22 protein-coding genes are annotated in these 25749 nt (G+C 72.0%); 17 read left to right on the top strand and 5 right to left on the bottom strand.

Going from position 1 to position 25749, the window contains the following annotated elements:
* Positions 1–287 precede the first annotated feature (287 nt).
* Entirely contained in the window at positions 288–1322 is a 1035-nt protein-coding gene (gap, locus tag AAFX79_05575; protein ID MEO1008014.1) for a type I glyceraldehyde-3-phosphate dehydrogenase, read from the bottom strand.
* 157 nt (positions 1323–1479) lie between these two features.
* Between gap and AAFX79_05570 the strand changes: the two genes are divergently transcribed.
* Together AAFX79_05570 and acs are read left to right on the top strand one after the other, a co-directional pair.
* A complete protein-coding gene (locus tag AAFX79_05570; GenBank protein MEO1008013.1) occupies positions 1480–2274 on the top strand; it encodes a hypothetical protein in 795 nt (264 codons plus the stop codon).
* A 120-nt stretch (positions 2275–2394) separates the two neighbouring features.
* Positions 2395–4422, top strand: a complete 2028-nt coding sequence (acs, locus tag AAFX79_05565) for an acetate--CoA ligase (protein MEO1008012.1) — start codon at positions 2395–2397, stop codon at positions 4420–4422.
* Positions 4423–4428: 6 nt separating this feature from the next.
* Here the strand turns inward: acs and AAFX79_05560 are convergent, their stop codons facing one another.
* Positions 4429–5484, bottom strand: a complete 1056-nt coding sequence (locus AAFX79_05560) for an NAD-dependent epimerase/dehydratase family protein (GenBank protein MEO1008011.1) — start codon at positions 5482–5484, stop codon at positions 4429–4431.
* A 37-nt stretch (positions 5485–5521) separates the two neighbouring features.
* A complete protein-coding gene (locus AAFX79_05555) occupies positions 5522–6331 on the bottom strand; it encodes a hypothetical protein (protein ID MEO1008010.1) in 810 nt (269 codons plus the stop codon).
* A gap of 120 nt (positions 6332–6451) precedes the next feature.
* On the opposite strand from AAFX79_05555, the gene AAFX79_05550 reads away from it, so the two are divergent.
* Positions 6452–9139 (top strand): phosphoenolpyruvate carboxylase, encoded by a 2688-nt coding sequence (locus tag AAFX79_05550; GenBank protein MEO1008009.1) that lies wholly within the window; start codon positions 6452–6454, stop codon positions 9137–9139.
* Positions 9140–9158: 19 nt separating this feature from the next.
* On the opposite strand, the gene mgtE is transcribed toward AAFX79_05550, so the two are convergent.
* Entirely contained in the window at positions 9159–10553 is a 1395-nt protein-coding gene (mgtE, locus tag AAFX79_05545; GenBank protein MEO1008008.1) for a magnesium transporter, read from the bottom strand.
* A 122-nt stretch (positions 10554–10675) separates the two neighbouring features.
* On the opposite strand from mgtE, the gene AAFX79_05540 reads away from it, so the two are divergent.
* Entirely contained in the window at positions 10676–11857 is a 1182-nt protein-coding gene (locus tag AAFX79_05540; GenBank protein ID MEO1008007.1) for a glycosyltransferase family 1 protein, read from the top strand.
* Here AAFX79_05540 and panD read toward each other — a convergent pair.
* Positions 11854–12222 (bottom strand): aspartate 1-decarboxylase, encoded by a 369-nt coding sequence (gene panD / locus AAFX79_05535; protein MEO1008006.1) that lies wholly within the window; start codon positions 12220–12222, stop codon positions 11854–11856. The genes AAFX79_05540 and panD overlap by 4 nt on opposite strands.
* A gap of 138 nt (positions 12223–12360) precedes the next feature.
* Here panD and AAFX79_05530 point away from each other — a divergent pair, with 138 nt between their 5' ends.
* The 13 genes from AAFX79_05530 (at position 12361) to AAFX79_05470 (ending at position 25731) form a co-directional block, all read left to right on the top strand.
* Complete coding sequence (locus AAFX79_05530; GenBank protein MEO1008005.1) at positions 12361–13572, top strand: hypothetical protein; 1212 nt, start codon at positions 12361–12363, stop codon at positions 13570–13572.
* Between the two features lie 110 nt (positions 13573–13682).
* The gene (locus AAFX79_05525) at positions 13683–14897 is read left to right on the top strand and encodes a hypothetical protein (protein ID MEO1008004.1); all 1215 of its coding nucleotides are present in this window, start codon (positions 13683–13685) and stop codon (positions 14895–14897) included.
* A gap of 191 nt (positions 14898–15088) precedes the next feature.
* Entirely contained in the window at positions 15089–16279 is a 1191-nt protein-coding gene (locus AAFX79_05520; GenBank protein MEO1008003.1) for a hypothetical protein, read from the top strand.
* 20 nt (positions 16280–16299) lie between these two features.
* Entirely contained in the window at positions 16300–17979 is a 1680-nt protein-coding gene (locus tag AAFX79_05515) for a GspE/PulE family protein (GenBank protein MEO1008002.1), read from the top strand.
* Entirely contained in the window at positions 17979–19229 is a 1251-nt protein-coding gene (locus AAFX79_05510) for a type II secretion system F family protein (GenBank protein ID MEO1008001.1), read from the top strand. The genes AAFX79_05515 and AAFX79_05510 overlap by 1 nt, the downstream gene beginning before the upstream one ends.
* A gap of 17 nt (positions 19230–19246) precedes the next feature.
* Complete coding sequence (gspG, locus tag AAFX79_05505; protein ID MEO1008000.1) at positions 19247–19684, top strand: type II secretion system major pseudopilin GspG; 438 nt, start codon at positions 19247–19249, stop codon at positions 19682–19684.
* Positions 19685–19694: 10 nt separating this feature from the next.
* Positions 19695–20240 (top strand): type II secretion system protein, encoded by a 546-nt coding sequence (locus tag AAFX79_05500; GenBank protein ID MEO1007999.1) that lies wholly within the window; start codon positions 19695–19697, stop codon positions 20238–20240.
* Positions 20234–20671: a type II secretion system protein gene (locus AAFX79_05495; protein ID MEO1007998.1), complete on the top strand. Its 438-nt coding sequence runs from the start codon at positions 20234–20236 to the stop codon at positions 20669–20671. Before AAFX79_05500 ends, AAFX79_05495 begins: the two co-directional genes overlap by 7 nt.
* Positions 20671–21354: a hypothetical protein gene (locus AAFX79_05490; GenBank protein ID MEO1007997.1), complete on the top strand. Its 684-nt coding sequence runs from the start codon at positions 20671–20673 to the stop codon at positions 21352–21354. The genes AAFX79_05495 and AAFX79_05490 overlap by 1 nt, the downstream gene beginning before the upstream one ends.
* Positions 21351–22685, top strand: a complete 1335-nt coding sequence (locus AAFX79_05485) for a helix-hairpin-helix domain-containing protein (GenBank protein MEO1007996.1) — start codon at positions 21351–21353, stop codon at positions 22683–22685. The genes AAFX79_05490 and AAFX79_05485 overlap by 4 nt, the downstream gene beginning before the upstream one ends.
* A 90-nt stretch (positions 22686–22775) precedes the next feature.
* Positions 22776–24554 carry a hypothetical protein gene (locus tag AAFX79_05480; protein ID MEO1007995.1) on the top strand — a complete coding sequence of 593 codons (1779 nt, stop codon included), beginning with the start codon at positions 22776–22778 and terminating at the stop codon, positions 24552–24554.
* Positions 24551–25204: a hypothetical protein gene (locus AAFX79_05475; protein ID MEO1007994.1), complete on the top strand. Its 654-nt coding sequence runs from the start codon at positions 24551–24553 to the stop codon at positions 25202–25204. Before AAFX79_05480 ends, AAFX79_05475 begins: the two co-directional genes overlap by 4 nt.
* Positions 25201–25731 (top strand): hypothetical protein, encoded by a 531-nt coding sequence (locus AAFX79_05470; protein ID MEO1007993.1) that lies wholly within the window; start codon positions 25201–25203, stop codon positions 25729–25731. Before AAFX79_05475 ends, AAFX79_05470 begins: the two co-directional genes overlap by 4 nt.
* Positions 25732–25749: the final 18 nt, after the last annotated feature.

The following is a 25749-nucleotide window of genomic DNA, read 5'->3' as shown; positions in this document are numbered from 1 at the left end:
GATCGCAGCGGGTTGGCCGAACGAGAGCGAGCCGCGGCGATCTGTCCGCAGATCGACACGCCTTGTTGGCGCGGCGATACTCGCGTCCCGGGCGTTAGCCCGTCAAGCGAGCGCCACAAGACAACATACTTCGGGGAGCTCTCGCGCATTGGAGTCGATGCCCTCGACGCCCCCGGCGGCGACAAGCACAACCCCCAAAATCCGCCAGCGTCTCGGTCTACCGAGGCGGCCCGCCGCACAACGCGAGCTGCAACACAGTGCCCGCCGCACAACGGGCTCAGCGGCCCTCACCCCGCCATGAACTCCACCATGTCCACGCAGCGTGCCGCGTAGCCGGCCTCGTTGTCGTACCAGCTGAGCACCTTGAAGAAGCGGTCGCTCAGCTCGATGCCCGCCGTGGCGTCGTAGATGCTGCTGTGGTGGTCGCCGATGAAGTCGCTCGAGACGACCGGGGCCTCGGTGTAGGCCAGCACGCCTTCCATCGGGCCCTCGGCGGCGGCCTTCATGGCGGCGTTGATCTCCGCGAGGCTCGTGGCTTTGGCGGGGCGGAAGGTCAGGTCCACGCAGCTCACGTCGGCGGTGGGGACCCGGTAGGCCAGGCCCGTGAGCTTGCCCTTGAGCTGCGGCAGGCACAGGCCGACGGCCTTGGCGGCGCCGGTGCTCGCGGGGATGATGTTCATGTAGCCGTTGCGGCCGCCGCGGAGGTCCTTCTTGGAGGGGCCGTCCTGCGTGGGCTGGGTGGCGGTGACGGCGTGGATGGTCGCCATCAGGCCTTCTTCGAGGCCGAAGGCATCGTCGATGACCTTGGCGATGGGCGCCAGGCAGTTGGTCGTGCAGCTGGCGTTGCTGACGACGGTGTGCTGCGTCGGGTCGTACCGCTCGTGGTTCACCTTGTAGCAGAGCGTGGGTACCTCGTCGGGCGTCTTGGTGGGCGCGCTGATGAGCACCCGCTTGGCGCCGCCCCGCAGGTGCTTGGCGGCGTCCCCACCCGTGGTGAATAGGCCCGTGGACTCGATGACGACGTCCACGCCGTGGTCGCCCCACTGGATGGCCGCGGGGTCGCGCTCCTCGAAGACGTGCGTGGTCGTCGTGCCCGCGGCGCCGGCGGCGGTGATGGTCGTGCCCTCGTGCCGCACGTCCACGGGCTCGCCCTTGTGGCGGAAGCGGCCGTGCATGGTGTCGTGCTGCAGCAGGTAGGCCAGGTTCTCCGGCGGCACCAGGTCGTTGATGGCGGCGACGGTGACGCCCGGGTGCTCGCTGGCGATGCGGTATACCAGCCGCCCGATGCGTCCAAACCCATTGATGCCAAGGCGGATGGCCATAGCGTGAACCCCTCACGAAAGAAGGTGGCGCCGGGGCTCGGTGCCGCCTGCGGCCGGTGCGAATCAGCAACGAGCGGCATGATAGGTGGGGGGTTCGCAGTGGGGCCCATGGGAGGCCGGACGGGCCCGGTTCGCTATGGTCAGGCCGCCCATCGGGATGCCCACGCTGCAATCAGGGGGAGCCGGAGTCGTGACAGAGGCGAAGATCTGCGTCGTCTGCGGGGCCGACTGCGCCGGCCGTCCGCGCATGAAGAACTCCAAGGGCCAGTACGCGTGCCAGGCCTGCGTGCAGGCCCGGAAGCGCCCCCGGAAGGCGGCCAGGCCCGCGGCGCCTGCGGCCGAGATCGCAATCGCCCAGGACGACGCCCCGGCCGCCGGTGATGACGGCGGCTTGGGCATGGACCAGTTCCTCGGCGACATCACGCCCGCCGATCCGAATCCCTGCCCCAAGTGCGGCACGTCGCGGGCGGCCAACGCCGTCGTGTGCATGCACTGCGGGTTCGATTCGGCCACCGGCCGATCGATCAGCACGAAGGTGATCAAGGAGAAGGCGAAGAAGGTGCGCAGCGCGCCCCGGATGTCGAGCGGGACGGTCTTTGTGGCGTTCGTCGTGGGGATGCTCGTCTTGCTCCCGGGGTTGGCGTTGACATCGCGAGAGGGAGCGATAATCGCCGCCCTCATCACCGTCCTCTGGGGCCTCATTGCATATGTCTACATGGTCGGGGCGGCGTTCCGCGACGGCGACGGGTTCTGGGGCATTCTCGGCGTGCTGTTCTGGGTGCCGATCGCCGGACAGTTCTGCGTGCTGGCGTTCGTGTTGTACTACTGCACCATCGGAAGCCACCGCGGGATTCGGAAGCTGAACTACTGGGCTTCCGTCGTCGCCCAGCTGATCGTCTTCGGCATCCTCTTTGCGAGTAACCCGGACCTTCTCCCGGGGGCCGACTCCTAGTGACGCCGCCCCGTGTGTACGCGGGGGCGAGCAGGCACTGGTGGATTCGGGCACGAGGCGGACGTGTGCCAGCAGCACCTCCGCGTCTCCGTGCCATTCCGCGACGCCATATGCTGGCCCATGGCTACACGCGACAGCACGCCCGACGCAAGCCAGGACATCGAGAGCGCCCTTCAGGAGACGCGGGTGTTCCAGCCGCCGGCGGCCGATGCGATCGGCATGCCGCACTGGCACGTCGAGGGCCTCGAGGCCTACCGCACCGAGCACGATCGCTCGATCCGCGACCCGGACGGCTACTGGGGCGGCGTGGCCGAGCGGCTGCGGTGGATGCGGCCGTTCCCGGCGGTGCTCGAGGGGCATTTCCCCGAGCCGACGTGGTTCGCCGGCGGCCGGCTGAACGCCTGCGACAACTGCGTGGATCGATTCGTCGACGACGGCCACGGCGACGAGGTGGCCATCCTCTGGGAGGGTGAGCCGATTGCGGGCGACGGCCGGCCCGAGGTCCGCCGGCTGACGTATCGCGATCTGCAGCGCGAGACCGCGCGCTTCGCAAACGCGCTCAAGAAGCTGGGCGCGACCAAGGGTGACGTGGTCACGATCTACATGGGCATGGTGCCCGAGCTGGCGATCGCCATGCTCGCGTGCGCCCGCATCGGCTGCCCGCACTCGGTGATCTTCGGCGGATTCAGCAGCCAGGCCATCGCGGATCGCGTGGCCGACGCGAATTCGAAGGTCGTCGTCACCTGCGACGGCGCCTGGCGGCGGGGCAGCGTGGTGCCGCTCAAGGACAACGTGGACCAGGCGATGGCGATGCTGCCGGAGGCCGACCGCTCGGTCGTCGTGCTCCGCCGGTGCGGCAACGACGTAGCGATGCAGGACGGCCGCGACCACGACTGGGCGGAACTGGTCTCGGCGGCCTCCGACGACTGCCCCTGCGAGCCCATGGACGCCGAGGACATGCTGTTCTTGCTGTACACCAGCGGCTCGACGGGCAAGCCCAAGGGCATCGTGCATTCGACCGCGGGCTACCTGCTCTACGCGGCGCACACCGCCAGGCTGACCTTCAACCTCGTGCCCGGGGCCGGCCAGGTGTTCTGGTGCACCGCCGACTGCGGCTGGATCACGGGCCACAGCTACATCGTCTACGGCATCCTGCCCAACCGCGTGCCCACGCTGATGTACGAGGGCGGGCCCAACTACCCGGCCGAGGATCGCTTCTGGGCGATGGTCGATCGCCACAAGGTCACGCAGTTCTACACGGCGCCGACGGCCATCCGCGCATTCATGAAGTGGGGCGACGAGCACCCCGCGAAGCACGACCTGTCCTCTCTCAAGATCCTCGGCACCGTGGGCGAGCCCATCAATCCCGAGGCGTGGATGTGGTACCACACGCGGATCGGCCGGGGGCAGTGCGTCATCGTGGATACGTACTGGCAGACCGAGACGGGCGGGCACGTGATCACGCCGCTGCCCGGCGTCACGCCCACCAAGCCCGGCTCGTGCACGCTGCCAGCCTTCGGCATCGACGCGGCGGTGGTGCAGCCCGATGGCGGCGAGTGCCGCGCGAACGCCGGCGGGCTCATGGTCATCCGCAGGCCCTGGCCCGGCATGCTCCGCGGCGTCTTCGGCGACCGTGACCGTTTCCTTGAGACCTACTTCTCGACGGTCGTTCGCGATGGCGTGCCCTACTACACCGCGGGCGACGGCGCCCGGCGGGACGAGGACGGCTACTTCTGGATCATGGGCCGCATCGACGATGTCATCAACGTGAGCGGGCACCGCCTGGGCACCATGGAGGTCGAGAGCGCGCTGGTGGCGCACGACGCGGTCGTCGAGGCGGCGGTCGTCGGCGTACCCCACGAGATCAAGGGCACCGGCATCGCCGCGTTCGTGACGCTGGGCGGCGGCTGCAAGCCCGGCGACGAGCTGCAGGCTGCCCTTCGCGCGCACGTGGCCGAGGTCATCGGCCCGATCGCCAGGCCCGACCAGATCCGCTTCGCCGAGGCGCTGCCCAAGACCCGCAGCGGCAAGATCATGCGGCGGCTGCTGCGGGACATCGCCGCCGGCGTCGAGCAGATCAGCCAGGACACCTCGACGCTCGAGGACTACGGCGTGCTGGCGAGGCTCCGCGAATCGTCCGAGAGTTGAAGCTGGTTACAGCACGCCCGCGTCGACGAGCTGCTCGAACATCTCGGTGAGCGTGTCCTCGAGCGGACGATACTCGATGCCTAGTTCCCGCCGGCTCTTAGCGTTTTCGCCCCGCCATGGGTAGCCCACGTTCCGGGCGATCGCGCGGCGGGTCAGGCGTCCATCGGCTACGGGGCCCACGAGCCACACCAGCCAGCGCGGCAGCGACCGCGATGGGATCGGATGGTCGCTGCCGAAGTGCGCGCGGAGGATGTCGGCGATCTGCCGCAGTCCCGAGTCGTGCCCGCTGACGATGTGCCGGCCGCGGGCATCGGGCCTCGTCGCGGCGGCCAGGTGCGCGTCGGCCACGTCCCGCACGTCGACTACGCCCATGCCCATGTCGGGCACGCCGATCCGCAGCGTGCCGTCGCCCATGTGCGTCAGGAAGGCGATCGACTCGGCTCCCGCGTGCGGATTCGTGGCCGGCCCGAGCACGAAGGACGGGTTGATCGCGACCAGCCGCCAGCGGTCCTGCTCGCCGGCGATCCGCCAGGCCTCTCGCTCGGCCAGCGTCTTGGAGTACGAGTACGGCTGGTGGTCGAGCGACGAGGTCGTGTTCCAGTCGTCCTCGGTGAACACGCCGCCGGCGGCGTCCCGCAGGTCGATGTTGTCGCCGTAGATCGCGGCGCAGCTGCTCGTCAGCACGATCCGATCGACGGTCGGCGTGGCATCGGCCTGGGCGAGCACGCTGCGGGTGCCCTCGACCGCGGGATCGACGAGGTCCCGCTTGGGATCGTCGACGCCCAGGAAGAACGGCGACGCGGCATGGAACACGACGCCGCAGCCCGCCATCGCGTCGGCGTAGCTGCCCGGCTCGAGCAGGTCGGCGGCGAAGTAGCGGATGGAGCCGGGCAGTTCGCGTGCCATGGCGTCCAGGTGGGCCCGCTTGTCCGCGTTTGCGGGGTCTCGGACCGCGGCGTGCACGGTCGCGCCGCGCTCGAGCAGGCGCCGCACGATCCAGCCGGCGACGTAGCCCGTCGCGCCGGTCACCAGGGCGGGTCGATCGAGGATGGCGTGGTCCATGTGCGGGGCGGCCTCCGGCGCGGCAGCGCCGCCGAGGCTAGTCCGGCACGATCTGCCGCAGCAGCATGCCGTAGAGCCGCTCGCGCTGGTCGCCGTCGAGGGCGCGGTAGATCTCGAGCATGGTCCCGCGGCGTTCGGCAGGCGTGGCCCGCAGCCGCGTACGCTCGATGTGGTCCAGCACGATGCCGCGGATCTCGGCCCGCTGCTCGGCGGTCGGCTCGACGGCCTCGTAGATGCCCTCGAGCAGCTCGCGGTAGCGGCGCAGCGAGGCGTCGTAGGCCTCGCGTATCTCACGCTGGAAGAGCTCGAAGGCCATCTGCCCGCGGACGCGCTCGCGGAGTTCGGCATCGCCGGCGCGCTCGGGCCCCAGCCGCTCGGCCAGGAGCACCTGCCAGTATTCGCTGACGACGCGCTCGAGCTGTACGCCGCGGTTCCCGGGCAGGACGGCCCGCAGCTCGTCGAGCAGCGGCGTATGCGGGCGACCGGCCTCGAAGCGGTCCCATATCGCCGCGAGCTCCAGCCGGGCGGCGTCGCTCTCGCCGGCGGCGATCAGATCGGTGATGGCCCGCACCGCGTCGAGCTCGTCGACGAGCAGCGTGACCATGCGCGCGGACCGCTCGGCCACGACCTCGCGTACGCGGGCGCGGCTCGCCTCGTCGAGGTCCAGCGCCAGCGCCGCGGCGATCTCCGGGCGGCCCTCAACGCGCTCGAGCCCGCCGTCCATGCCCCGCTGCACGATGGTCGGCGGCGCGTCGACATCCGGCCCGCGGAGCACGTCGATGGGCCGATCCTGCGCCGCGGTCGCCGCCGCGAACGCCGCAACGCACAGCATCCCGATCCGCGTCATGGGTTGGCCTCCGGCTGATCGCCCTCGCGATCGGTGCATTCTTGGGTCGCAGGAGTCGCGCGTTCCACCGGGCCATCCAGCCCGCGGCGTGCCCCGCCGACGGCGCGTCAACGATGTCGCATGACCACGACCGACCGCGAGACGCTCGAGGCCGCACTCCGCCGCGCCGCCGACGCCACCGGGCTCGGCCCGGCGCTCGAGCGGGCCGGCGGGCTCGCCGACGCCTGCCGCGAGGCCGGCGGCCGGGTGGGCGATCCGGCGTGGGACGGTGTGTCCCGCACCATCGAGTCCATGCCCCTGGACGAGCTCGCCGCGATCCTCCGCGTCGTCACGGCTCGCTTCCACCTGCTCAATAAGGCCGAGCAGCTCAACATCATCCGCGTCAACCGCGAGCGAGCCCGAGCAGCAAACCCCGCGAGCCCCAGGCCCGAATCGATCGAGTCCGCGATCGCGGCGTTGCGCGATCGCGGGCTGGACGCCACGGGAGTGGCGGGGCTCTTCGGTCGGCTGGACATCCAGCCCACGCTGACGGCGCACCCGACCGAGGCTCGGCGGCGGACCATCCTGGATACGCAGACCGAGATCGCTCGCCTCACCATCGAGCTGGACCGCCCGGACGCCTCGCCGCTGGAACTGGATCGCGACCGCGCCGCCCTCGACGCCGCCATCGCCACGCTGCTGGTCACCGACAACGTGCGATCGCAGCGGCTCGGTGTAGCCGATGAGGTCCGCAACGGCATCTACTTCCTGGCGCACACCATCTGGAGCACCGTGCCCGAGCTGTTCCGCGACGCATCGTGGTCGGCCGATCGCGTGCTGGGCGGCGGCGCGGCTGCATCCGAGCTGCCCGCCATGCTCCGCTACCGCACGTGGATCGGAGGGGACCGCGACGGCAACCCGAGCGTCACGGCCGGGGTTACGCGGGACGCGATCGCCCAGCTCCGTGCCGCGGCGCGCGAGCGGTGGGATGCCGAGCTGGACGGCCTGCATTCCGCGCTGTCGGCCTCGTCCCGCCGCGTGGATTTCGGCGATGACCTGCGGCGTGCGCTCGAGGCCGATGCACGGTGGAATCCCACGGACGACGACCCCGCGCAGCGGACGCACGAGCCGCTGCGGGGCCGGGTGCTGCAGATCCGCGAGCGCGTACGTCGCGACGACGGCTACCGGGGCGAGGACCTGCTCGCCGACCTCTCGGGGCTCCGCGACGCGATGCGGCATGCCGGCTTGGGCGATGCGGCCAACGCGGGCCCGCTCGCCGATGCCATCGTGCGGGCCCGCGTCTTCGGCCTGCACCTGGCCACGCTCGACGTCCGCCAGCACGCGGGCGTGCACGAGGCCGCGCTGGCCGAGATCCTGGCTCTCGCGGGAGTCGCCGATGGCTACGCGAGCCTCGACGAGGCCGCTCGTCTCGAGCTGCTCGAGCGGGAGCTGTCCACCGCTCGTCCGCTGCTGCCCAGGGACGTCGCGCTGTCGGACGCGTCCGGGGAGCTGCTGGCGACCATGGCCGTCGTGCGGGACGAGGTCGAGCGTGATCCCCACGCCGTGCGCTGCTGGATCATCTCGATGACCTCCCGCGTCAGCGACGTTCTGGGCCTGCTGCTGCTCATGAAAGAGGCGGGCCTGACCGAGATCCAGCCCGTGCCGTTGTTCGAGACCGTCGACGACCTCGAACGCGCGCCGGTGCTCATGGGTGAGCTGCTCGGCAACGCTGCGTACCGCCGGCATCTCGACGCCCTCGCCGCGGGCGGCCCGCCCGAGCAGGAGGTCATGCTGGGCTACTCGGATTCCAACAAGGACGGCGGCTTCCTGATGGCCAACGTGGCGTTGCACGTTGCGCAGCGCAAGATCGCCGAGGTGTTCGCGGAGCACGGCGTGGGGCTTCGGTACTTCCACGGGCGGGGCGGCACCATCGGCCGCGGCGGCGGACGCGCCGGGCGCGCGATGCTCGCGGCGCCCCCCTCGGCCCGCAGCGGACGGCTGCGATTTACCGAGCAGGGCGAGGTCATCACCTTCCGCTACACGATGCCCGGCATGGCGCGGCGGCACCTCGAGCAGATCGTGCACGCCGCCCTGCTGGCCGAGGCGAGCGACGAGGCGCAGCCGAGCGGCGGAGACGCGCCCCGCGAGACCGAGGCGCTGCTCGTCCGCCTCGCAATGCAATCACGGGAGGCCTATCGGAGCCTCATCGACGACGAGGCGTTCTGGCCGTGGTTCGTGGCGGCGAGCCCGGTCGAGCACATCGGCGACCTGCCCATCGCGTCCAGGCCCGTGTCGCGGGCCAGCGGCAAGGCCCTCACGTTCCAGCGGATCCGCGCCATTCCGTGGGGCTTCTCGTGGATCCAGATGCGGGCGCTCGCGCCCGGGTGGTACGGGCTGGGCGCCGCCTTCGAGTCCGCGGGCCAGGACGAGCGCGGCCGCATCCGCGATCTGCTCGGCCGGCGGCCCTTCCTCGCGACGGTGCTCGAGAACGCCGCCCAGGAGCTCGCCCGCGCCCGCATGGCGATCTTCGACCGCTACGCCCAACAGGCCGAGGGCGGGGAGGACATTTTCGAGCGCGTGCAGGCCGAGCACGATCGCAGCACGCGGGCGGTGCTGGACCTCCTGGGCCGCGACGATCTCATGGCGCACGCCCGCGTGGTCGGCGCCTCGATCGACGACCGCAACCCGTGGACGGACGTGCTCAATCTCATCCAGATCGAGCTGCTCCGCCGCTGGAAGAGCGCCGGCAACGGGCAGCAGGATGCGCTCCGCCGGCCGCTCCAGGCGGCGATCAACGGCATCGCCGCGGCGATGCAGTCGACGGGGTGACCACGCCGCGCGTGGGCCGCTAGAGCAGCTTGTCCATCATCAGGCTCGCCAGCGTGAGCACCAGCAGGAAGCCGCACATGTCGGTCACGGTGGTGAGGATGGGCCCCGAGGCCAGGGCGGGGTCCTTCTTGATGGCCTTGAGCAGGATGGGCACCAGCCCGCCGACGCTCAGCGCGATGAGCGTGTTGAGCGTCAACGCCGAGCCCACGACCGCGCCGAACCAGATGTTGCCGGCGTAGATGCTCCCGCCGATCATCAGCAGCAGCCCCAGTCCCAGGCCGTTGATGACGCCGACCGAGAGCTCCTTGCGCCACACGCGGAGGGCGTCGCGGGGCTTGATGAGGCCCAGCGTCAGCTCCCGCATGCTCACCGCGACGGCCTGGTTGCCCGAGCAGCCGCTCATGTCGCTGATGATGGGCATGAAGACCGCCAGCGCGATGACGGCCTCGAGGGTGGCCTCGTTGAGCGCGATCACCGCCGCCGCGAAGCTGTTGAGCACGATATTGATGCTCAGCCAGGCAAAGCGACGCCGGGCCCGCAGCAGCGTCGGCATGCTGCGGAGTTCCTCGCCGCCGATGATGCCCTGGCTCTTGCGGTAGTCGCTCTCGCTCCTCTCGGCCAGCGCCTCCTCGACGCGGCTGCGCTGCACCACGCCCACCAGCCGGTCGTCGGTGTCGACGGCGGGCACGCCGAAGAAGCCGTGGTCGTCGAAGAGCGATTCCAGGTCGTCCAGCGTCTCGTCGACCGACACGCGGATGGGGTCGGGGATCATGATCTCGGCGATGCGGCGGCTCCAGGGTGCGAGCAGCAGGTCGCGGAGCCGCAGCACGCCGCGGAGGCGGCCCGCCGCGTCGGTGACGAAGGCGTACTGCACGTCGTACGCGCGGTACCGCTCGGCGTTGGCCCGCATGTCCTCGACGACATCGCCCACGCTGCGGTCGTCGGCGTAGGACAGCACCTCGGTTACCAGCAGGCCGCCGGCGGTCTCGGGGTCGTACCCCGACAGCGCCCGAGCCTCGTTGGCGATGGCCTCGGGCAGGGCGTCCAGCACGCTCTCGGCCTGGTCCTCGGAGAGTTCCTGGACCAGGTCGGCCCGCTCGGCGCTGGGCAGCCGCTCGAGCAACTGGGCGGCGGCCCCCGGGTCGATCCGCTCGAGCGTGGCGGCGATGGCCGCGTCGGGCAGCGTCTCGAGCAGGTGGGCCGCGTCGCCCGGCTCGATGCAGGTCACGAGCCGATCGAGCCGCTCCTTGCCGAGTTGATCCAGGATCCGGGGCCGATCCTCGGCCGGCAGCCTGTCGACGGCCTCCTGGATCGCCTCAACATCGACGCGGTCGATCGCGTCGGAGAGCGCCCGGGCGGCCGCGTCGTCGGCGACGGGCGGCGGGGCCTGGGAGTCGGATTCGATGGTCGGCATGGTGGCTCCGGTCTCGGGCGTAGTCATTCCGCGGCGGTGCGTCCTGGTGGAATGTCATAGCCCGCCGACGAGAGGAGGCAAAGGATGCTGCCCCGCCCACCGCTCGCCCACCGGAGGTCCCGATGCGTCTGATGCTCTTCACCGACACGCTGGGCGATACCAACGGCGTCAGCCGCTTCATCCAGAACATCGGCCACGAGTCGCTCCGCTCCGGGCGCGACATGCTCGTTGCGACCTCGACGCGCTTCGAGGTGCCGCCGGAGGCGTGCTTCTTCAATCCGCCGCCGGCGTGGGCCATGCGGATGCCCCGCTACCCGCAGCTCGACCTGGTCCGCCCGCCGAAGCGGGCCATGCTGGCTCGGGCCGACGAGTTCGCCCCCGACGTGGTCCACGTCTCGACGCCCGGCCCCGTCGGGCTGCTGGGCCGCCGCTACGCGCTGCGGCGCGGGCTGCCGCTCGCGGGGGTCTACCACACCGACTTTCCCGCCTACGTCGAGACGCTCGCCGGCGGCCGCGCCGCTCGCGGGCTCGCGGCTCGGTTCATGGCGTGGTTCTACAGGCCCTTCGGGCTGATCCTCTCTCGGAGCGAGGAGTACATGCGTTCGCTCGAGGCCCTGGGCCTCGAATGCCGCGTCATGGAGAAGCTCGCGCCCGGCATTGCGCTGGAGGACTTCGATGCCTCGCTCCGCGACCCGAGCACCTGGGACGCGCACGGCCTGCCGCCCGGCTCGGTTCGCGTGCTCTACGTCGGCCGCATCAGCAAGGAGAAGAACCTGCCGATGCTCGTCGATGCGTGGCCCGCGATCCGGGAGCGCGCCGAGCGGGGCGGCGTCGATGCCCGCCTCGTGGTCGTGGGCCTCGGCCCGTACGCCGGCGAGATGGAGGACGAGCTTGCGCCCCACGGCGCGGTGTTCCTGGGCGAGAAGCGAGGCCGGGAGCTTGCGACGCTCTACGCGTCGGCCGACCTGTTCGTGTTCCCCTCCCGCACCGACACGCTGGGCCAGGTCGTGCTCGAGAGCCAGTCCGCCGGCATCCCGGTGGTCGTGGGGGATGAGGGCGGTCCGAAGGAGGTGGTCGACGACGGCCGCACGGGCCTGGTGCTGCCCGCGGGCGATCCCGGGGCCTGGATCGAGGCGATCGCGCGGCTGTGCATCGACCACGACCGCCGACGGGCGATGGGTGCGGCTGCGACGCCGTGGTCGCAGCAGTTCTCGATCGCCGCCAGCTTCGATCGCTTCTGGGCCAGCCACGAGGGGCTGCTGCGGCCCGCCGTCGCCAGTGCTGCCTCGTCGGCGGCGGGCTAGGGCCCGGGCTCGTAGCGGAGCAGGCGGTCCACGGTGTTGCCCTCGCCGGCGACGGCCACCCGCGGGCGGTGCCGGCGGTATTCGCCGTCGTCCATGAGCGCGTAGTGCATGATGATGAGGCGGTCGCCGGGCGTCACCAGGGCCGCCGCCGCCCCGTTGACCTCGATCTGCCCGGGCCCGCCCAGGAAGACGTAGGTCTCGAATCGCTCGCCGTTGGCGGTGTTGGCCACCTCGATGGCGTCGCTGGCCCGCATCCCGACGGCCCGCAAGAGCCGGCGATCGATGGTCAGCGAGCCCACGTAGTCCGGCCGCGCCGCTGTCACGGTCGCCAGGTGGATCTTGCTGTGCAGGACCTTGCGGAGCATGGGAAGCCGCAAGCGTAGTGACGCCGCGGCCCTGGGTCGGCAATAGTGTGCTGGGCCCAGCGTTGACCCGCTGCAGGCGACCGGCGGCCGGGGCCGCGGGTGGAGTCCATGCCACGACACCCCAAGGGGGACTGACCCATGCTGAGGCGCTCCGCGATTCGCACCCTGATCGGTCCGGCCGGCATCGCAATCGCCGTGCTGCTCTTGGCGCCCGGGACCGCTCACGCCCAGTTCTTCGGCGGCGGCGACCAGGGCCCGCAGGTTACCCGCGAGCGGCTCGCCCAGTACGGCGACCTGCTGGGACTCGACGCCGACCAGCGCGAGATCCTGGGCGTGCTCCACGAGGAGTACATCGATGGCGTGCAGTCGGCCGTCGACGGCATGCGCGAGGCGATGCAGCGGGCCCGCGACGAATTCGAGGAGACCCGCGACCGATCGGCCTGGGAGGGCGTTCGCGAGCTCCGCGAGTCGACGACCGAGCGCGTCCGCGTCTCAGAGGAGCAGTTCATGGCCGACATGCAGGCCGTGCTCACGCCCGAACAGGAGGCCGCCTGGCCCCGCGTCGAGCGGGCCCATCGCCGCGCGACGACGCTGCCCCGCGGGCTGATGTCGGGCGAGCGGGTGGACCTGTTCGCCATCGTTCGCGATATGGACCTGTCCGAGGGGGCCGCGAGCGACGTCGACGCGGTGCTGGCCGAATACGAGCTGGCCCTCGATCGCGCGCTCGTGCAGCGCAACGCGGCCTACGAGCAGGGCGCCGAGCTGTTCCGCGAGCGGCGCTTCGACGAGCTGCAGAGCTTCGTGGAGGACGCCCGCGGCGACAGCGAGCGTGTCCGCGACACGCACCGGTCCTTCGCCCGGCGGATCGAGGGCTTCCTGGCCCCCGAGCAGGCCGATGCCTTCACCGCCGCCGTGGAGCGCGCCAGCTTCCCGACGGTGTACCGCCCCACGCGGGCGTCCCGCGCAATCGAGGCGGCCGCAGCCCTCGAGGGGCTCACGCCCGATCAGCGCGAGCAGGTCCAGGCCGTCGCCGACGTGACCACCCGGCGTATGTCGGAGGTCAACGGCCGGCTCGCCCGGGCCATCCAGTCCGCCGAGGAGAGCATGACCCTCCGCGATTTCATCGGCCGCGCCCGCGGCGGCGATCGCGGCGGGGACGACGCCACTCGCGAGCTATTCGTCGAGCGCCGCGACATCGGCGAGCGGGCCATCGAGCAGCTCCGCTCCATCCTCGACGAGACCCAGATCGCCGCCGTGGAGGAGGCCGCGGGGCCCGAGGCCCGGGAGCGCGGCGGCCGGGGCGATCGCGGACGGCGGGGCCGCGGGGGCGACGCCCGCAGGCGATTCTGAGGCCCGATTTGCAGCAAAGAGGGTTTTTCGCGCCCGCCGGGACGACCGCTCGGACCGGGCGCATCTTCGGGATTGTCGCCATCCGCGGGCGGCCATCCCGGAGACCGACCATGCTGCGCGCCGCCGCCATCGTCGCACTCGCCTGCACGCTGCTCCCACCCCTGGCTTTGGCCCAGGAACGCTCGGTGGTCATGACCCGCGGCGTAAGCATGGGGGGCGCGGGCCCCTCGCGGCTCTCGCTGGAGTCCGTCGAGCGATACGCGGGCTACCTCGAGCTGGACGAGACCCAGCGCGACATCGCCCGCACGCTCTTCGAGGATTTCCGCTCGGGCCGCGTCGCGGCCGACGACGCCTTCCGTGCGGCCATCGAGCGCGTCCGCGAGGACATGGACGAGGGCCAGATCGAACACCTGCTGGGACGCATGGCCGAGGTGAGCGACGCGCGGGCGAGCGCCATCAACGAACTCGAGTCCATGCTCCTGGGCGATCTGCGGGCGATGCTCACGCCCGAGCAGGACGAACGCTGGCCCCGCGTCGAGCGCCGCTACCGGCGGGACAAGTCGCTGGGCGAGGCGTCGCGTGCGCTCGCCCGCGTGGACATCGAGGACCTGCTGCACGAGGTGCACCCTGATGCTGCGGGCGACTCCGACGCGGCCGAGATCCTCCGCCAATGGGAGTTGCGGGTCGATGCCGCCTTGCAGGAGCGAGCCCGCCGCGCGGAGGCCATCGAGGAGCCCGAGGGCGACATGCTGATCATGCTGGCCGTCGACGACGGGGCCGACGATCCCTTCGCGCAGCTCCGGGCGATCGATGCCCGCATCGAGGCGTCGGGCGAGTCCACGCTGCGGGCCCTGGCGGGCGTGCTGGGCGACGAGCCCGCCGCCGCGCTGCGGACCGCCTGGCTGGAGCGCGGCTTCCCGCGGGTGTACCGGCCGACCTCCGCGGAGCGCCGGCTGGAGGCCGCCCTGGCGATCGAGGACCTCGACGACGCCCAGCGGTCCGACCTGGTCGCGCTCCGCGATCGGCACGTGCACGAGGCCGACGCCATCCGGGCCACCTGGGTCGCCGGCGAGCGGGAGGAGGAGGCGGAGAGCACCATGCCGCCCGGCGTTCAGATCCACTTCGTGGGCGAAGGCGAGGAGGAGACCGCCCGGAGTCGCGCGGGGGATTCGCTGGCCGGCCTCGATCGGCGGATCGAGGATCGGCTCGCGGCGATCCTGTCCGCCGCGCAGCTCGAGGGGCTGCCGGCTGCCGACAACGAGCCCGCTCCGGGGGTATTCGTGCCGCAGATTTCGGGGTCGAGGGGCGTCCGGATCGGCGGGTAAGCTGTTAGACTGGGACGGGTTACCGAACGCACGCCCGATCGCGGACGTGCAACGGGATGCCGCCGGAGCGGAATACGCACCCGTGCGGCCCAGCATTCGCCGGCCGCGGCATCGGGGGATATATGAGAATTCAATTGCAGAAGACGTGGCGCGATCGTGGCCTCGCGTGCCGGCGGTCGTCGTGTGGTTTCATGCTGGGGCTGGCCGCCCTGGCGGTCGGGCTGGTCTTGGCCGCGGCGAGCCCGGCCCGAGCCCAGTTCGGCATGGGCATGGGCGGCGACGCCAGCGAGTTCATGGACTACGCCATCTCGCGGGATGCCGCCAGCGGCTACGGCGAGTTGATGCGCTTCGACGGCGACCAGCGGAGCACCATGATGATGCTCCACGAGGGCTATCTCGACGAGTACAAGCAGATGGTCGACACCATCAGCGAGGCGATGCGGCAGATCCAGGACGAGATGCAAGAAACGCGGGACTGGGAGGCGTCCATGCCCGCGATCGGCAAGATCATGCTCGCGTTCATGGACCGGGCCGACACGCTCGAGAGCGACTTCATGGCCGACCTGAAGATGCTGGCCTTCGAGCCTGCGCAGGAAGAGGCATTCGTCCGCGTCGAGCGGGCGCGGCGGCGGGAGGTGGCCTCCCAGATGGGCACCATCAGCGGCGCGGGCATCGACCTGTACGCGATCCGCAAGCAGTCCGAGGTCGATGACAACGAGGCCGTTTCCGCGGCGCTGCAGAGCTACGAGACCGAGATCGACGGCGTCAACAAGCGGTTCATCGACCTTATGCTCGGCACCAGCCGCACCCAACTCGAGAAGATGGCCGACCCCGACGAGGACCTGTGGGGCGGGGCCATGATGGAGACCTGGCAGGAGCAGATGGCCACGATGCGGGAGCTTGGCCTGCAAGCCAAGGGCATCAACGAGCGTTTTGCCCGGCAGGTCAAGCTGGCGCTGCCGCCCGAACAGCAGCCGATCTGGGACCTGGAGGTCAAGCGGCGGACCTGGCCGCAGGTCTACCGCGAGAGCAGCGCGGAGCGATTGATGGACGCCGCGGGGAAGTTCGACGACCTAGACACCGCCCAGCGGGAGGGCCTCGAGGCCCTGCGGCAGGCATACGCCCGCGAGGCGGCGCCCGTCAACCAGCGGTGGTCCGAGGCCATCGACGAGCAGCAGTCCGGCGAGGACACCTGGTTCGGCTGGGGCGGCGACGACACGAAGACGACCGAGGCCGCGGCCGACCGCAAGTCCATCGACGAGCGATTCGAGCAGCGACTCCGCGACCTGCTCACGCCCGAGCAGGCCGAGCGGCTGCCCAAGTCCGCCTCGTCGGGTTTCGACGCCGACGCGGTGATCCGCCAGTTCGGCGGGGGAGGTTGACCCAGTTGGAGCCATCGGCGGTGGCAGGGGAGACGCGCGCCGCGGCGCCGGCCAACGGCCAGCCGCCGGCGCGCGGTGACGCCGCGTCGGGCGCGAGTGGATCGCCCGTCGCGAACGGCGCGGCCGGTGCGCCCCCGGATCCGCCCGCGATGCTCACCGAGCCACCATCGGTCGAGCCGTCGATTGCGCGGTTGCTATCGGGCGACGACGTCGCGCGGCTGCACGCGGCACCGGTGGGCGAGCGGCAGGGCCGCCTCGTGCTGGCAATGCTCGACCCGAGCGACTGGGCGTCGGCCGACGAGGCCTCGATGCTCGCCGGCAGGCCCGTCGCGCCCGTGGCGATCGCCGAGCCGGCCTTCCGCGCACTCGTGCAGCGGGAGTACGGCACGACCGCCGCCGCGATGGCGGCCAACCTCGGGCAGGCGGGCGACGACGACGAGATGCTGGCCAACCTCGAGTCCATCGAGGCCGAAGACCTGCACCGGATGGCCGAGCAGCCGTCGCTGATCAACCTGGTCAATCTGGTCATCCTCGAGGCCATCCGGCTGCGGGCCAGCGACGTGCACGTCGAGCCCTTCGAGCGGGACCTCAAGGTCAAGTACCGCATCGACGGGGTACTCGTCGAGCAGGACTCGCCGCCCAAGCGTTTGCAGCCGGCTATCACGAGCCGCGTGAAGATCATGGCCGGCATGAACATCGCCGAGCGGTACGCGCCGCAGGACGGCCACATCACGCTGCGGTTCGACGGCCGCAAGATCGACATCCGCGTGTCGACGGCGCCGACGATCTACGGCGAGTCGATCGTCATGCGCGTGCTCGACAAGCAGAGCCTGCGTCTCGACCTCGAGACGCTCGGCATGCGCGAGGAGGACCGCGGCGAGGTCGATCGGCTGATCGCCATCCCGCACGGCATGGTGCTGGTCACCGGGCCGACTGGTTCGGGCAAGACCACGACGCTCTATGCCGCGCTCAGCAAGCTGTACGACCCCCGCAAGAAGATCATCACGATCGAGGATCCCGTCGAGTACGAGCTGGAGGGCGTCAACCAGATCCCGGTGAATCCCAAGCGTGGGCTGAGCTTCGCGTCGGGACTGCGGTCGATCCTGCGGCAGGACCCCGACGTGATCATGGTCGGCGAGATCCGCGACGGCGAGACCGCCGAGATCTCGGTGCGGGCGGCGATGACCGGCCACCTGATCCTCTCGACGCTGCACACCAACGATGCCGCGAGCGCGGTGGGGCGGATGCTGGACATGGGCATCGAGCCCTTCCTGCTCGCCAGCGTGCTGGAGGCGGCGATCGCCCAGCGGCTCGGCCGGCGCCTGGCGCCCAAGTACGCGCTTCCCCACGAGCCGCTCGAGAGCGAGTGGCAGCGGCTGACGCCCGACGAGCGGGCGCTCTTCGCGGATGCAACGGGCCAGCCGATCGATTCGCACGACGCCGGCCCCGACCTGTTCCAGGGCCGCATCGGCTTCTACGAGGTGCTCACCGTCACGCGGGCGATGCGGGCGGCCATCACCGAGCGGATGAACGCCCAGCAGTTGCTCCGGACCGCATCGGCCGACCACATCACGATGCGGCAGGACGGCCTCCGCAAGGCGGCGCGGGGCCTGACCACCGTCGGCGAGGTGCTCCGCGCCACGCAGGACGCCGTCTCGGAGTCCGCCGGCGATGGTCCGGCCGCGGATGGGGCCCGCTGATGCCCAGCTTCCGCGTGCAGACCGCCGGCGGGGGCGATGCCTCGGTCGTCGATGCGCCCTCGCGGGCGGCGGCGATCCGGGAGATCAGCCGCCGGGGCCTGACGCCGCTGGCCGTCGAGTCGCTCGAAGGCACGAGCGCGCCCGGTTCGAGCGCCGAGGCGATGGCGTCGCCGGGCCAGGCCGCGAGCTTCTCGCTCGGCGGCCGATTCAGCGGTGCGCAGCGGGCCTCGATGGTCCGCGAGCTGGCGACCGGCCTCGATGCGGGCCTGCCGCTCGTGCAGGCGCTGCGGCTGATCGCGCGGCAGCGGCGCTCGGGCGGCCAGCGGGCGCTGATGGACCGCATCATCGACCAGGTCGAGCACGGCCGCGGATTGGGCGACGCCATGGCCACCGAGCCCGGCGTGGCGAGTGATCTGGCGGTCAGCATGGTCCGCGCGGGCGAGGCCTCGGGCCGGCTGAGCGAGGTGCTCACGCACTTGGCGGACCTGCTGGAGCGCGACCTGCGGCTGCGCCGCGCCGTGATGGGTGCGACGATCTATCCGGCGCTGCTCGTGGTGCTGTGCGTTGCGTCGATCATCCTGGTGGCGACCGTGATTGCGCCCAAGATCCTGGCCGAGGCTGCGGGCGCCATCGACACGCTGCCCTGGCCCACGCAGGTCGTGCAGGCCTTCGCGGACCTGATCCTGGGCTGGTGGTGGCTCGTGCTCGGGCTGCTGGCGGTTGCCGTGGTGGGCTTCGTGCTGGTGCGCCGCTCGCCCGAGGGCCGGCTGCAGACCGACCGGGCGCTGCTGGCCCTGCCGCTCATCGGCACGCTGGCGCGGGACGTCGCGGTGTCGCGCTTCACCCGCACGCTCGGCACGCTGACCGGCTCGGGCATCAACCTGCTGCAGGCCCTGAAGATCACCAAGGGCACGCTGGGCAACCGGGCGCTCGAGGGCGTGATCGACGACGTGATCGACCAGGTGACGCACGGCAAGACGCTGGCAACCCCGATGGAGCGGAGCGGGTACTTTCCGCCCATGCTGGTCCAGATCGTCGCGATGGGCGAGCGGTCGGGCCGGCTCGAGGAATTGCTGGGCCACGCCGCCCGCGCCATGGAGGAGCGCACCGAGGTCACCCTCAAGCTGGTGACGACGGTGCTGCCCCCGGTGCTGGTGATCGCGATGGCCTCGGTGGTCGGCTTCATCGTACTGGCCATCCTGTTGCCCATGCTCGAACTCCAGGACGCCGCCGGGAGCGCCCTGGGATGACACGAGGAACGCCCGCCATGCCGATACGCGCACAACGCAGCGGACGCCGCCGCCGCGGCTTCACCATCATCGAGGTGATCGTGATCATCACGATCCTGGGCATCATCGCGGCGGTGGTGGTGCCCCGGCTGTTCGGCCGCATCGGGCAGGGCCGCCAGGGCGCGGCCAAGTCGAGCGCCAACAACATCGCGCAGGCCGTCGAGCTCTACCGCATCGACATGGAGGGCCTGCCTGATGGCGATTCGCTCGACTTCCTGATCGAGCCGCCCTCGGCCGGCGCCGACAAGTGGCAGGGGCCCTACCTCAACAGCGTCGACGACCTGATCGATCCGTGGGGCAATCCGTACGTCCTCCGTGCGCCGGGCGAGAAGAACTTCGACTACGACGTGGTGAGCTACGGCAAGGACGGCGAACCGGGCGGCGATGGCGAGGACGCCGACGTCGCCGCGCCGTGATGGACCGCCGATGCACCGCGCCTTCACGCTGTTCGAGCTGCTGATCACGCTGCTGGTCGTGGGGATCGTGATGGCCGTCGCCGTGCCGCGCACCCTGAGCCTCGGAAGTCGCACGCTCCATGCCGAGGCGGCGGACGTGGCCGACCTGCTGTCGAGGGCCGCGGGCCGCCAGGCGGTGTCATCCCAGCCGCTGCGGGTGCGGGCCGACGCCAATGCGGTCCGCGTCGAGCGGCGGGTGCTCGAGCGGGACCGCCGGGGCCGGGAGGCGTGGGCGTGGCGGAGCGATCCGCTGCTGCCGCCGGTGACGCTCGACGGCGGGCGGGTCTCGCGGGTGTTCGCCAACGGCGTGGCCGTGCGCGGCGAGCCCTACGTCGTCGAGCTGTCGTCCGTAGGCGGGGGCGTGGGGCTCGATCTCGGCCTCAGCCGCGGCGGCGACGAGGTCTTCGTGACGCTATTCCCCGGCGCGCTGCGGGCCGTCGTCGCAGAGGGTGGGGACCTTCGGCCGCCCGGCCGCATCGATCTCGACGCCTCGGGCCTGGAGAGTGCGCCGTGGTAGCCCGCCGGCGCTCGGGGCGCGGCTTCCTGCTGGTCGACGTCATCGTCGGGACGGTGCTGCTCGGCATCACGCTGGCGGCGATCCTGTCGGTGTCGGTGCGGGCCATCTCGGTGCAGCGGCAGGCCGGCGAGCTCCGCCAGGCGGCCATGGTCGCCGACGAGATCATGTCGATCGTGCACGCGTACGGCACGGAGGACTATCGGACGGTGATCGCCGCCCGCGGCACGGCGTCGCCGCCCTTCGCCCGCTACGGCTACCGCGTGGACGTCGACGAGGGCAGCGCCGGCGACGCCGACGAGGTTCTGGTGCGGGTCTCGTGGCAATCCAGCGGTGGCCGGCCGCGTTCTTTCGAGCTGCGGGCCCTGATCGCCCCTCGCCTGGGCGACGATCCCGACCCCAACCGCCAGCCTCCGGAGCCCATCGACCGCTGATGCCCCGCAGACGCACACGCCGTGCCGCGTTCACGCTGGTCGAGACGCTCGCCGCGGCGGCCGTGCTTGCGCTCATCGCGGGGCTGCTCGTGTCGACGCTGGACCAGCTCGGCCGCTCCCGTGCGGCATCGCGTGCGCGCGCCGACGCGTGGACCAACGCCGACCGTGCCGCGCAGATGGTCCAGCGGTCCGTGCTGCAGACGCTGCGGCGATTCGATCTCGCGCAGACGCGGCTGCTGATCCGCGACGGCGGCCGCGGCGACGCGCGGGACTCCATCGCCGTGCTCGCGCGCGGCCTCGAGCCCGTGCGGCCGGTCGATCAACTGTCGCTGCGAAGCGATGGCGGCGAGTTCGAGATCGGCTACCGAGTGGTCGACGGTGCCGACGGCCCGGCGCTGTGGCGGCGGCGGGACATGGCCTTCGACGAGTTCCAGGACGCCGGCGGCGTGGCGACCGAGGTCGCGGCGGGCATCGCGTCGCTGTCCATCCTCGCCGCCGACGCCGAGGGCTACTACGCCGAGTGGGACTCCGATGCGCTGGGCCTGCCCCACATGGTGGTCATCGAGGTGGTCGCGCGGTCGGCCGACGGGCGGGCGACCGCGACGGCGCGGCGGGTGGCCTCGCTGCCCCGGGTGCACGCGCAGGCGACGCTGGCCGAGACGCTCGGCGGGGGTGCCCCGTGAATGCCGGCGGCCAGACGCGGCGCTCCTTCGCCACGGTCGTGGTGCTGTGGGTCATCGGCCTGGCGGCCGTGCTCGTCATGGGCGTGCAGTCCGCCGGGCTGGGGCAGGCCTTCGGCGCCCGCGACAGCGTGGCCGAGGTGCACGCCCGCTGGGCGGCGATCTCCGGCGTCGAGCAGGCGATCGCGATCCTGGCCGACGACGCCCGCGATCCGCACCCCTCGGATGCGTTCCACGTCTACGAGCGGCTCGCGCAGGACGCCGCGATGGACGTTGGCGACCGGGCCTCGTTCGACATCGAGACCTGGGACCGCGAGGATCGCCTCGCCGGCCCGTCCGACGCGCACGGGCGCATCCACGTGTCCCGCATGACCGCCGAGGACCTGTTCTGGCTGCCATCGATGACCGAGGACCTGATCTCGCGGATCATCGACTGGGCCGACGAGGACGACGACACCTCGCCACTGGGCGCCGAGCTGGGCGTGTACCTCTCGCAGCCGTACCCCTACGAGCCCCGCAACGGCGTGCCGCAGACGATCGAGGAGCTGGAGCTGATCTCGGGCATCCTTCCCACGGACGTGCGCGAGGAGGACTGGAACCTCAACGGCGTGCTCGACCCCAACGAGAACGACGGCGGTGACACCTGGCCGCCCGACGACGCCGACGGCGAGCTGGACGCCGGCTGGTCGGGCATCATCACGGTGCTGCCCAGCGAGACCACGCTCGGGCTGAGCGGCGAGCCCAAGGTCCGCCTGGGTCTGGGCCTGGGGACGGGCGACCTCGTCGCGCGGACGGGGATGTCCGGCGAGCAGGCCGAGGTGCTGGGCGAGTATGCCGCCCTGCCGACGTCCTCGCTCGAGGCGCTTGTCACGACCGATCTATCGTCGCTGCGGGGCATCGGCAACCAGATCATCAACGCCGACGTGCCCGACCTGACCGACGAGCAGCTCGGGCTGCTGCTCGAGGAGGCGGCCATCGACGGCGAGTGGCTCGACGCCGCGGGCCCAAGGCTGCCGGGGCGGATCAACATCAACACCGTGCACGAAGACGTGCTGGGCTATGCGCCGGGGGTGACGACCTCGATCGCCGATGCGCTCATCGCCGAGCGCAACGGGCGACCGCTGGGATTCCGGACGGCGGCCGACCTGCTCGAGATCCCCGATCTCACGCGGGGCCGGGTGCAGCAGCTGCTGTCCCAGTTCTGCTTCCGCAGCTCGACCTTCGTGGTGCGGAGCGTGGGCCGGGACCGGGCCTCGGGCGTGGAGGTCGAGGTCATCGCCGTGGTGGATCGCTCGCGGCTGCCGGTCACGATCCAGGATCTGATCGTTCGATAAGGAGCCGCGTTGGCCGAACGAAACGCCAGACCAGATGCCCCGGGTCCCAGGCGGGGCCGCGCCGCGAAGGGGCGTGCCCTCGAGCGGGTCGTGGCGTTCGACCGCGTGGGCGATCGGTATGCCATCGTCGAGATCGACGCGAGCGGCGGCCGTCCGCGGCTGGTGTCGTCGCAATTCGCCGACGATCCGCCCGCGGAGATCGAGAGCGGCCGGCTCGTCGCCGTTGCGCCGTGGAGCGGCGGGCTCGTGCGGACGCGGCCGCTCGAGCCCATGGCCAGCGATGCCCTGGGCGGGGCGCTCGCGGTGCTCGCCGAGGGCGAGCTGCCCGAGCGGGTGCCCGCGTGGCGGCGGGCCTGCGGCGCGCTGCCGGCGGACGCCGGGGGCGGGTCGGGCCGCACCGCCGTGCTCACCGCGTGGATGCCCCACGACGACGACCCGCGGCATCCGGGATGCCGGTTCGTCTCGGCGGGCGCGGCGCTCGGCTACGCCGCGACGCTGGCCGGCGGATGCGTGGCCGCGCAGGACGCGGCCTCGGGCGTGCTCGCCGTCGCCGCCAGCGGGCCCGAGGGCCTGGTCATCCGCACGCTGCACGAGGACGCCGCGACGGGCGACCCCATCGCGTCGGCGGCCCGAAGGCTGGACGAGGCGTGCGCGGCGGCGGGCATCCCCGCCTCGGCCGGGTCCGCCGTCGCCGAGCGGCTGGCCGCGCAGCGCGACGATCGCAGGATCGCCGCCAGCGACGACCTCGACGCGATCATCGGCGTACGCCTGGCGGGATGGTCCTCCGCGGATCACCGGTCGGCCATGCTGCTGCCGGCGGTTGCGGGCCTGCTGGCGCTGGAGGCGGACCCGCACACGCGGGCACTCGTCGGCATGCGGTGCTCGCCGCCCGAGGCCCGACCGACGCTGGCCGAGCGTGCGGACGAACTGCTGTCGTCACCCAGGCGGGTGGCCGCCATCTGCGCCGCGTGCATCGCGATCGTGCTGCTCGCGCCGCTGATGGGCGCGATGGCGCGGCAGGGCGTGCTGTCGGCCCGGCTCGATCGCGCCGAGGCCGCGCGAGAGGCCCACGAGGAGACCGCCCGCCAGGCGGCGCTCTACCGCCAGCTCGATGCGACGGTGCTGCCGATGTCCAAGATGCTCGCCGAGGTCACCGCGGCGGCGCCGGTGCACGTGGTGCTCGAGAGCGTCCGCGCGGACGCGCGGTCGGGCATCGAGATCGAGGGCTACGTGTTCGTGGCGCCCGATGCGCCGCCGCTCGATGGTCCGCCCGAGGGGCTGGTCACCGAGTACGAGGCGGCACTCAACGCGCTCGGCACGCTCTCGGGCGTGACCATCGATCGCCGGGAGACCACCGACGGCACCGTGACCTTCCAGCTGAGCTGCGCGATCCGCGACGCATCGGCACGGGCCACGCTGGGGACGGACTATGCCGCCACGCCGCTGGCCGTCGTGCTCTACGGCGAGCGCGGACGCAACGACACTGCGCCGCTGCGCACCCGCGACGCCGACGCCGGCCCGCGTCGCACCGCCTCGTCCTCCGCCGCCACCCGGCGGCCGGCCCGCCCGCCCGCGGGCGACTCGGATGCGGACCGCGCGGCTGATAGCGCCGGCGGGGCCGAGGTCGCCCGCGCCGCGAACACCGATCGACGTCCGTCGGGCGAGAGCCCGCCATCGGTCGATGGCGTGCCCACGCCGCTGACCGACGTCCAGCTGGACTCGATGGACCGCGGCGAGCTGATGCGGGAGTGGCAGAAGCGGCTGCGGGCGTCGCGCGACGAATCCAACGACGAGGAGACCCGCGCCCGGCTGGCTCAGGAGGCCAGCACCCTCCGCGAGCGGTTCCGATCGATGGGGAGCGGCGGATGACCGGCGTGTCGGATCCATCGACGGCACCGGCGGGGGGGCTCGTGGCGGCCTACCGGCGGCTGCCCCGCGCGATGCGATGGTCGCTGTGGGCGGTCGGTGGCTTCGCGGCCTACTTCGCCGTCGCGGAACCGATCGTCGATGCGGTCGTAGGGGCTTCTCGAGACGCCCAGCAGGCCGAGGCCAGGATCCGAGCCGTCGCCGAGATGGGCGAGCGGGCCGAGGCCGATGCACGCACCATCGCGTTCGGTTCGCGGCTGCACGGCCCGATCCACGCGCCCGAGCCGCGGAGCGAACGGGCCATCGCGCTCAACCGTGCGGTCGATGCGGCGTTGCGCGACGCCGGCGTGCGGGACGCTCGCACCGACACCTCGACGCGGGTCCTGCCCGACGGGCCGGCGACGCGGGCCTACGGCGACCGGGGATCGCTTGTGCAGCTCGAGAGCACGGTGCAATTCGTGTCCTCGCCCGAGCAACTGGCGCACGCGGTGGGCACGCTCGAGGGCGATCCGGCCATCGCGGGGCTGACTCGGCTGGTGGTCCGCAACGCCGGCGATGGCACTCGCTCGGTGAACGCGACGATGACGGTCGTCGCCTGGGCGCTCGCCGAGGGCGAGCAACGCGGCGGCGCACGCAGCCGGAGCCGGCCATGAGGGCGACGCCGCGCACGTGGATGCTCGTGGGCCTGTGCGGCGCGGCCGCGGGCGTGGCGCTCGCGTGGAGCGCCGCCGCCGCCGTCCGGTCCGTGTTGGTCGACGTGCCGGAAGATGGGGCTTCGGCCGCCGGCCGCATGGCGAGCGGCGACGTGACCGCGGGCTATCGGTCGGCCTTCGACGGGCGGTCGGCTTTCTTCGTGCCCTCGGCCCCGCCGCCTCCACCGCCGCCGGCGCCTCCGCCCGCGCCCCCCGCCCCGCCGCCTCCGCCGGCGGCCCCGCCGGCGCCTCCACCGCCGCCGAGCGCCTACGGCGGGCCCAAGGTCGTCGCGGTGGTGAACGGCTCGGTGTGGTTCGACGACGACCGCCAGTTGGTCGTCGGCGGCGAGGCAGACGGAGACCTGCGGGTGCTCGCGTCGGCCGCGCCATGGTCGCTGCGGGTCGTGTGGAAGGACGTGGAGTTCGACATCCCGCTGCTCTCCCGCGATGCGGTGGTGCTGCCAACAGACGAGGGCCGCTCGCCGTGAAGACGTTCCAAGGAAGCC

Source organism: Planctomycetota bacterium (genome assembly GCA_039819165.1).
Classification (GTDB): domain Bacteria; phylum Planctomycetota; class Phycisphaerae; order Phycisphaerales; family UBA1924; genus JAHCJI01.
Note: the sequence above shows the minus strand (reverse complement) of the source record. Positions and strands in the feature narration are given on the sequence as shown.

What these genes read in the sequence shown, in the direction of transcription:
- acs (MEO1008012.1), top strand. Translation starts at nt 2,395, where the DNA reads ATGGCTACACGCGACAGCACGCCCGACGCAAGCCAGGACATCGAGAGC.
- AAFX79_05470 (MEO1007993.1), top strand. Translation starts at nt 25,201, where the DNA reads ATGAGGGCGACGCCGCGCACGTGGATGCTCGTGGGCCTGTGCGGCGCG.
- gspG (MEO1008000.1), top strand. Translation starts at nt 19,247, where the DNA reads ATGCCGATACGCGCACAACGCAGCGGACGCCGCCGCCGCGGCTTCACC.
- AAFX79_05560 (MEO1008011.1), bottom strand. Translation starts at nt 5,484, where the DNA reads ATGGACCACGCCATCCTCGATCGACCCGCCCTGGTGACCGGCGCGACG.
- AAFX79_05540 (MEO1008007.1), top strand. Translation starts at nt 10,676, where the DNA reads ATGCGTCTGATGCTCTTCACCGACACGCTGGGCGATACCAACGGCGTC.
- AAFX79_05490 (MEO1007997.1), top strand. Translation starts at nt 20,671, where the DNA reads ATGCCCCGCAGACGCACACGCCGTGCCGCGTTCACGCTGGTCGAGACG.
- AAFX79_05570 (MEO1008013.1), top strand. Translation starts at nt 1,480, where the DNA reads ATGCCCACGCTGCAATCAGGGGGAGCCGGAGTCGTGACAGAGGCGAAG.
- panD (MEO1008006.1), bottom strand. Translation starts at nt 12,222, where the DNA reads ATGCTCCGCAAGGTCCTGCACAGCAAGATCCACCTGGCGACCGTGACA.
- AAFX79_05525 (MEO1008004.1), top strand. Translation starts at nt 13,683, where the DNA reads ATGCTGCGCGCCGCCGCCATCGTCGCACTCGCCTGCACGCTGCTCCCA.
- AAFX79_05510 (MEO1008001.1), top strand. Translation starts at nt 17,979, where the DNA reads ATGCCCAGCTTCCGCGTGCAGACCGCCGGCGGGGGCGATGCCTCGGTC.
- AAFX79_05500 (MEO1007999.1), top strand. Translation starts at nt 19,695, where the DNA reads ATGCACCGCGCCTTCACGCTGTTCGAGCTGCTGATCACGCTGCTGGTC.
- gap (MEO1008014.1), bottom strand. Translation starts at nt 1,322, where the DNA reads ATGGCCATCCGCCTTGGCATCAATGGGTTTGGACGCATCGGGCGGCTG.
- mgtE (MEO1008008.1), bottom strand. Translation starts at nt 10,553, where the DNA reads ATGCCGACCATCGAATCCGACTCCCAGGCCCCGCCGCCCGTCGCCGAC.
- AAFX79_05550 (MEO1008009.1), top strand. Translation starts at nt 6,452, where the DNA reads ATGACCACGACCGACCGCGAGACGCTCGAGGCCGCACTCCGCCGCGCC.
- AAFX79_05520 (MEO1008003.1), top strand. Translation starts at nt 15,089, where the DNA reads ATGCTGGGGCTGGCCGCCCTGGCGGTCGGGCTGGTCTTGGCCGCGGCG.
- AAFX79_05475 (MEO1007994.1), top strand. Translation starts at nt 24,551, where the DNA reads ATGACCGGCGTGTCGGATCCATCGACGGCACCGGCGGGGGGGCTCGTG.
- AAFX79_05555 (MEO1008010.1), bottom strand. Translation starts at nt 6,331, where the DNA reads ATGACGCGGATCGGGATGCTGTGCGTTGCGGCGTTCGCGGCGGCGACC.
- AAFX79_05530 (MEO1008005.1), top strand. Translation starts at nt 12,361, where the DNA reads ATGCTGAGGCGCTCCGCGATTCGCACCCTGATCGGTCCGGCCGGCATC.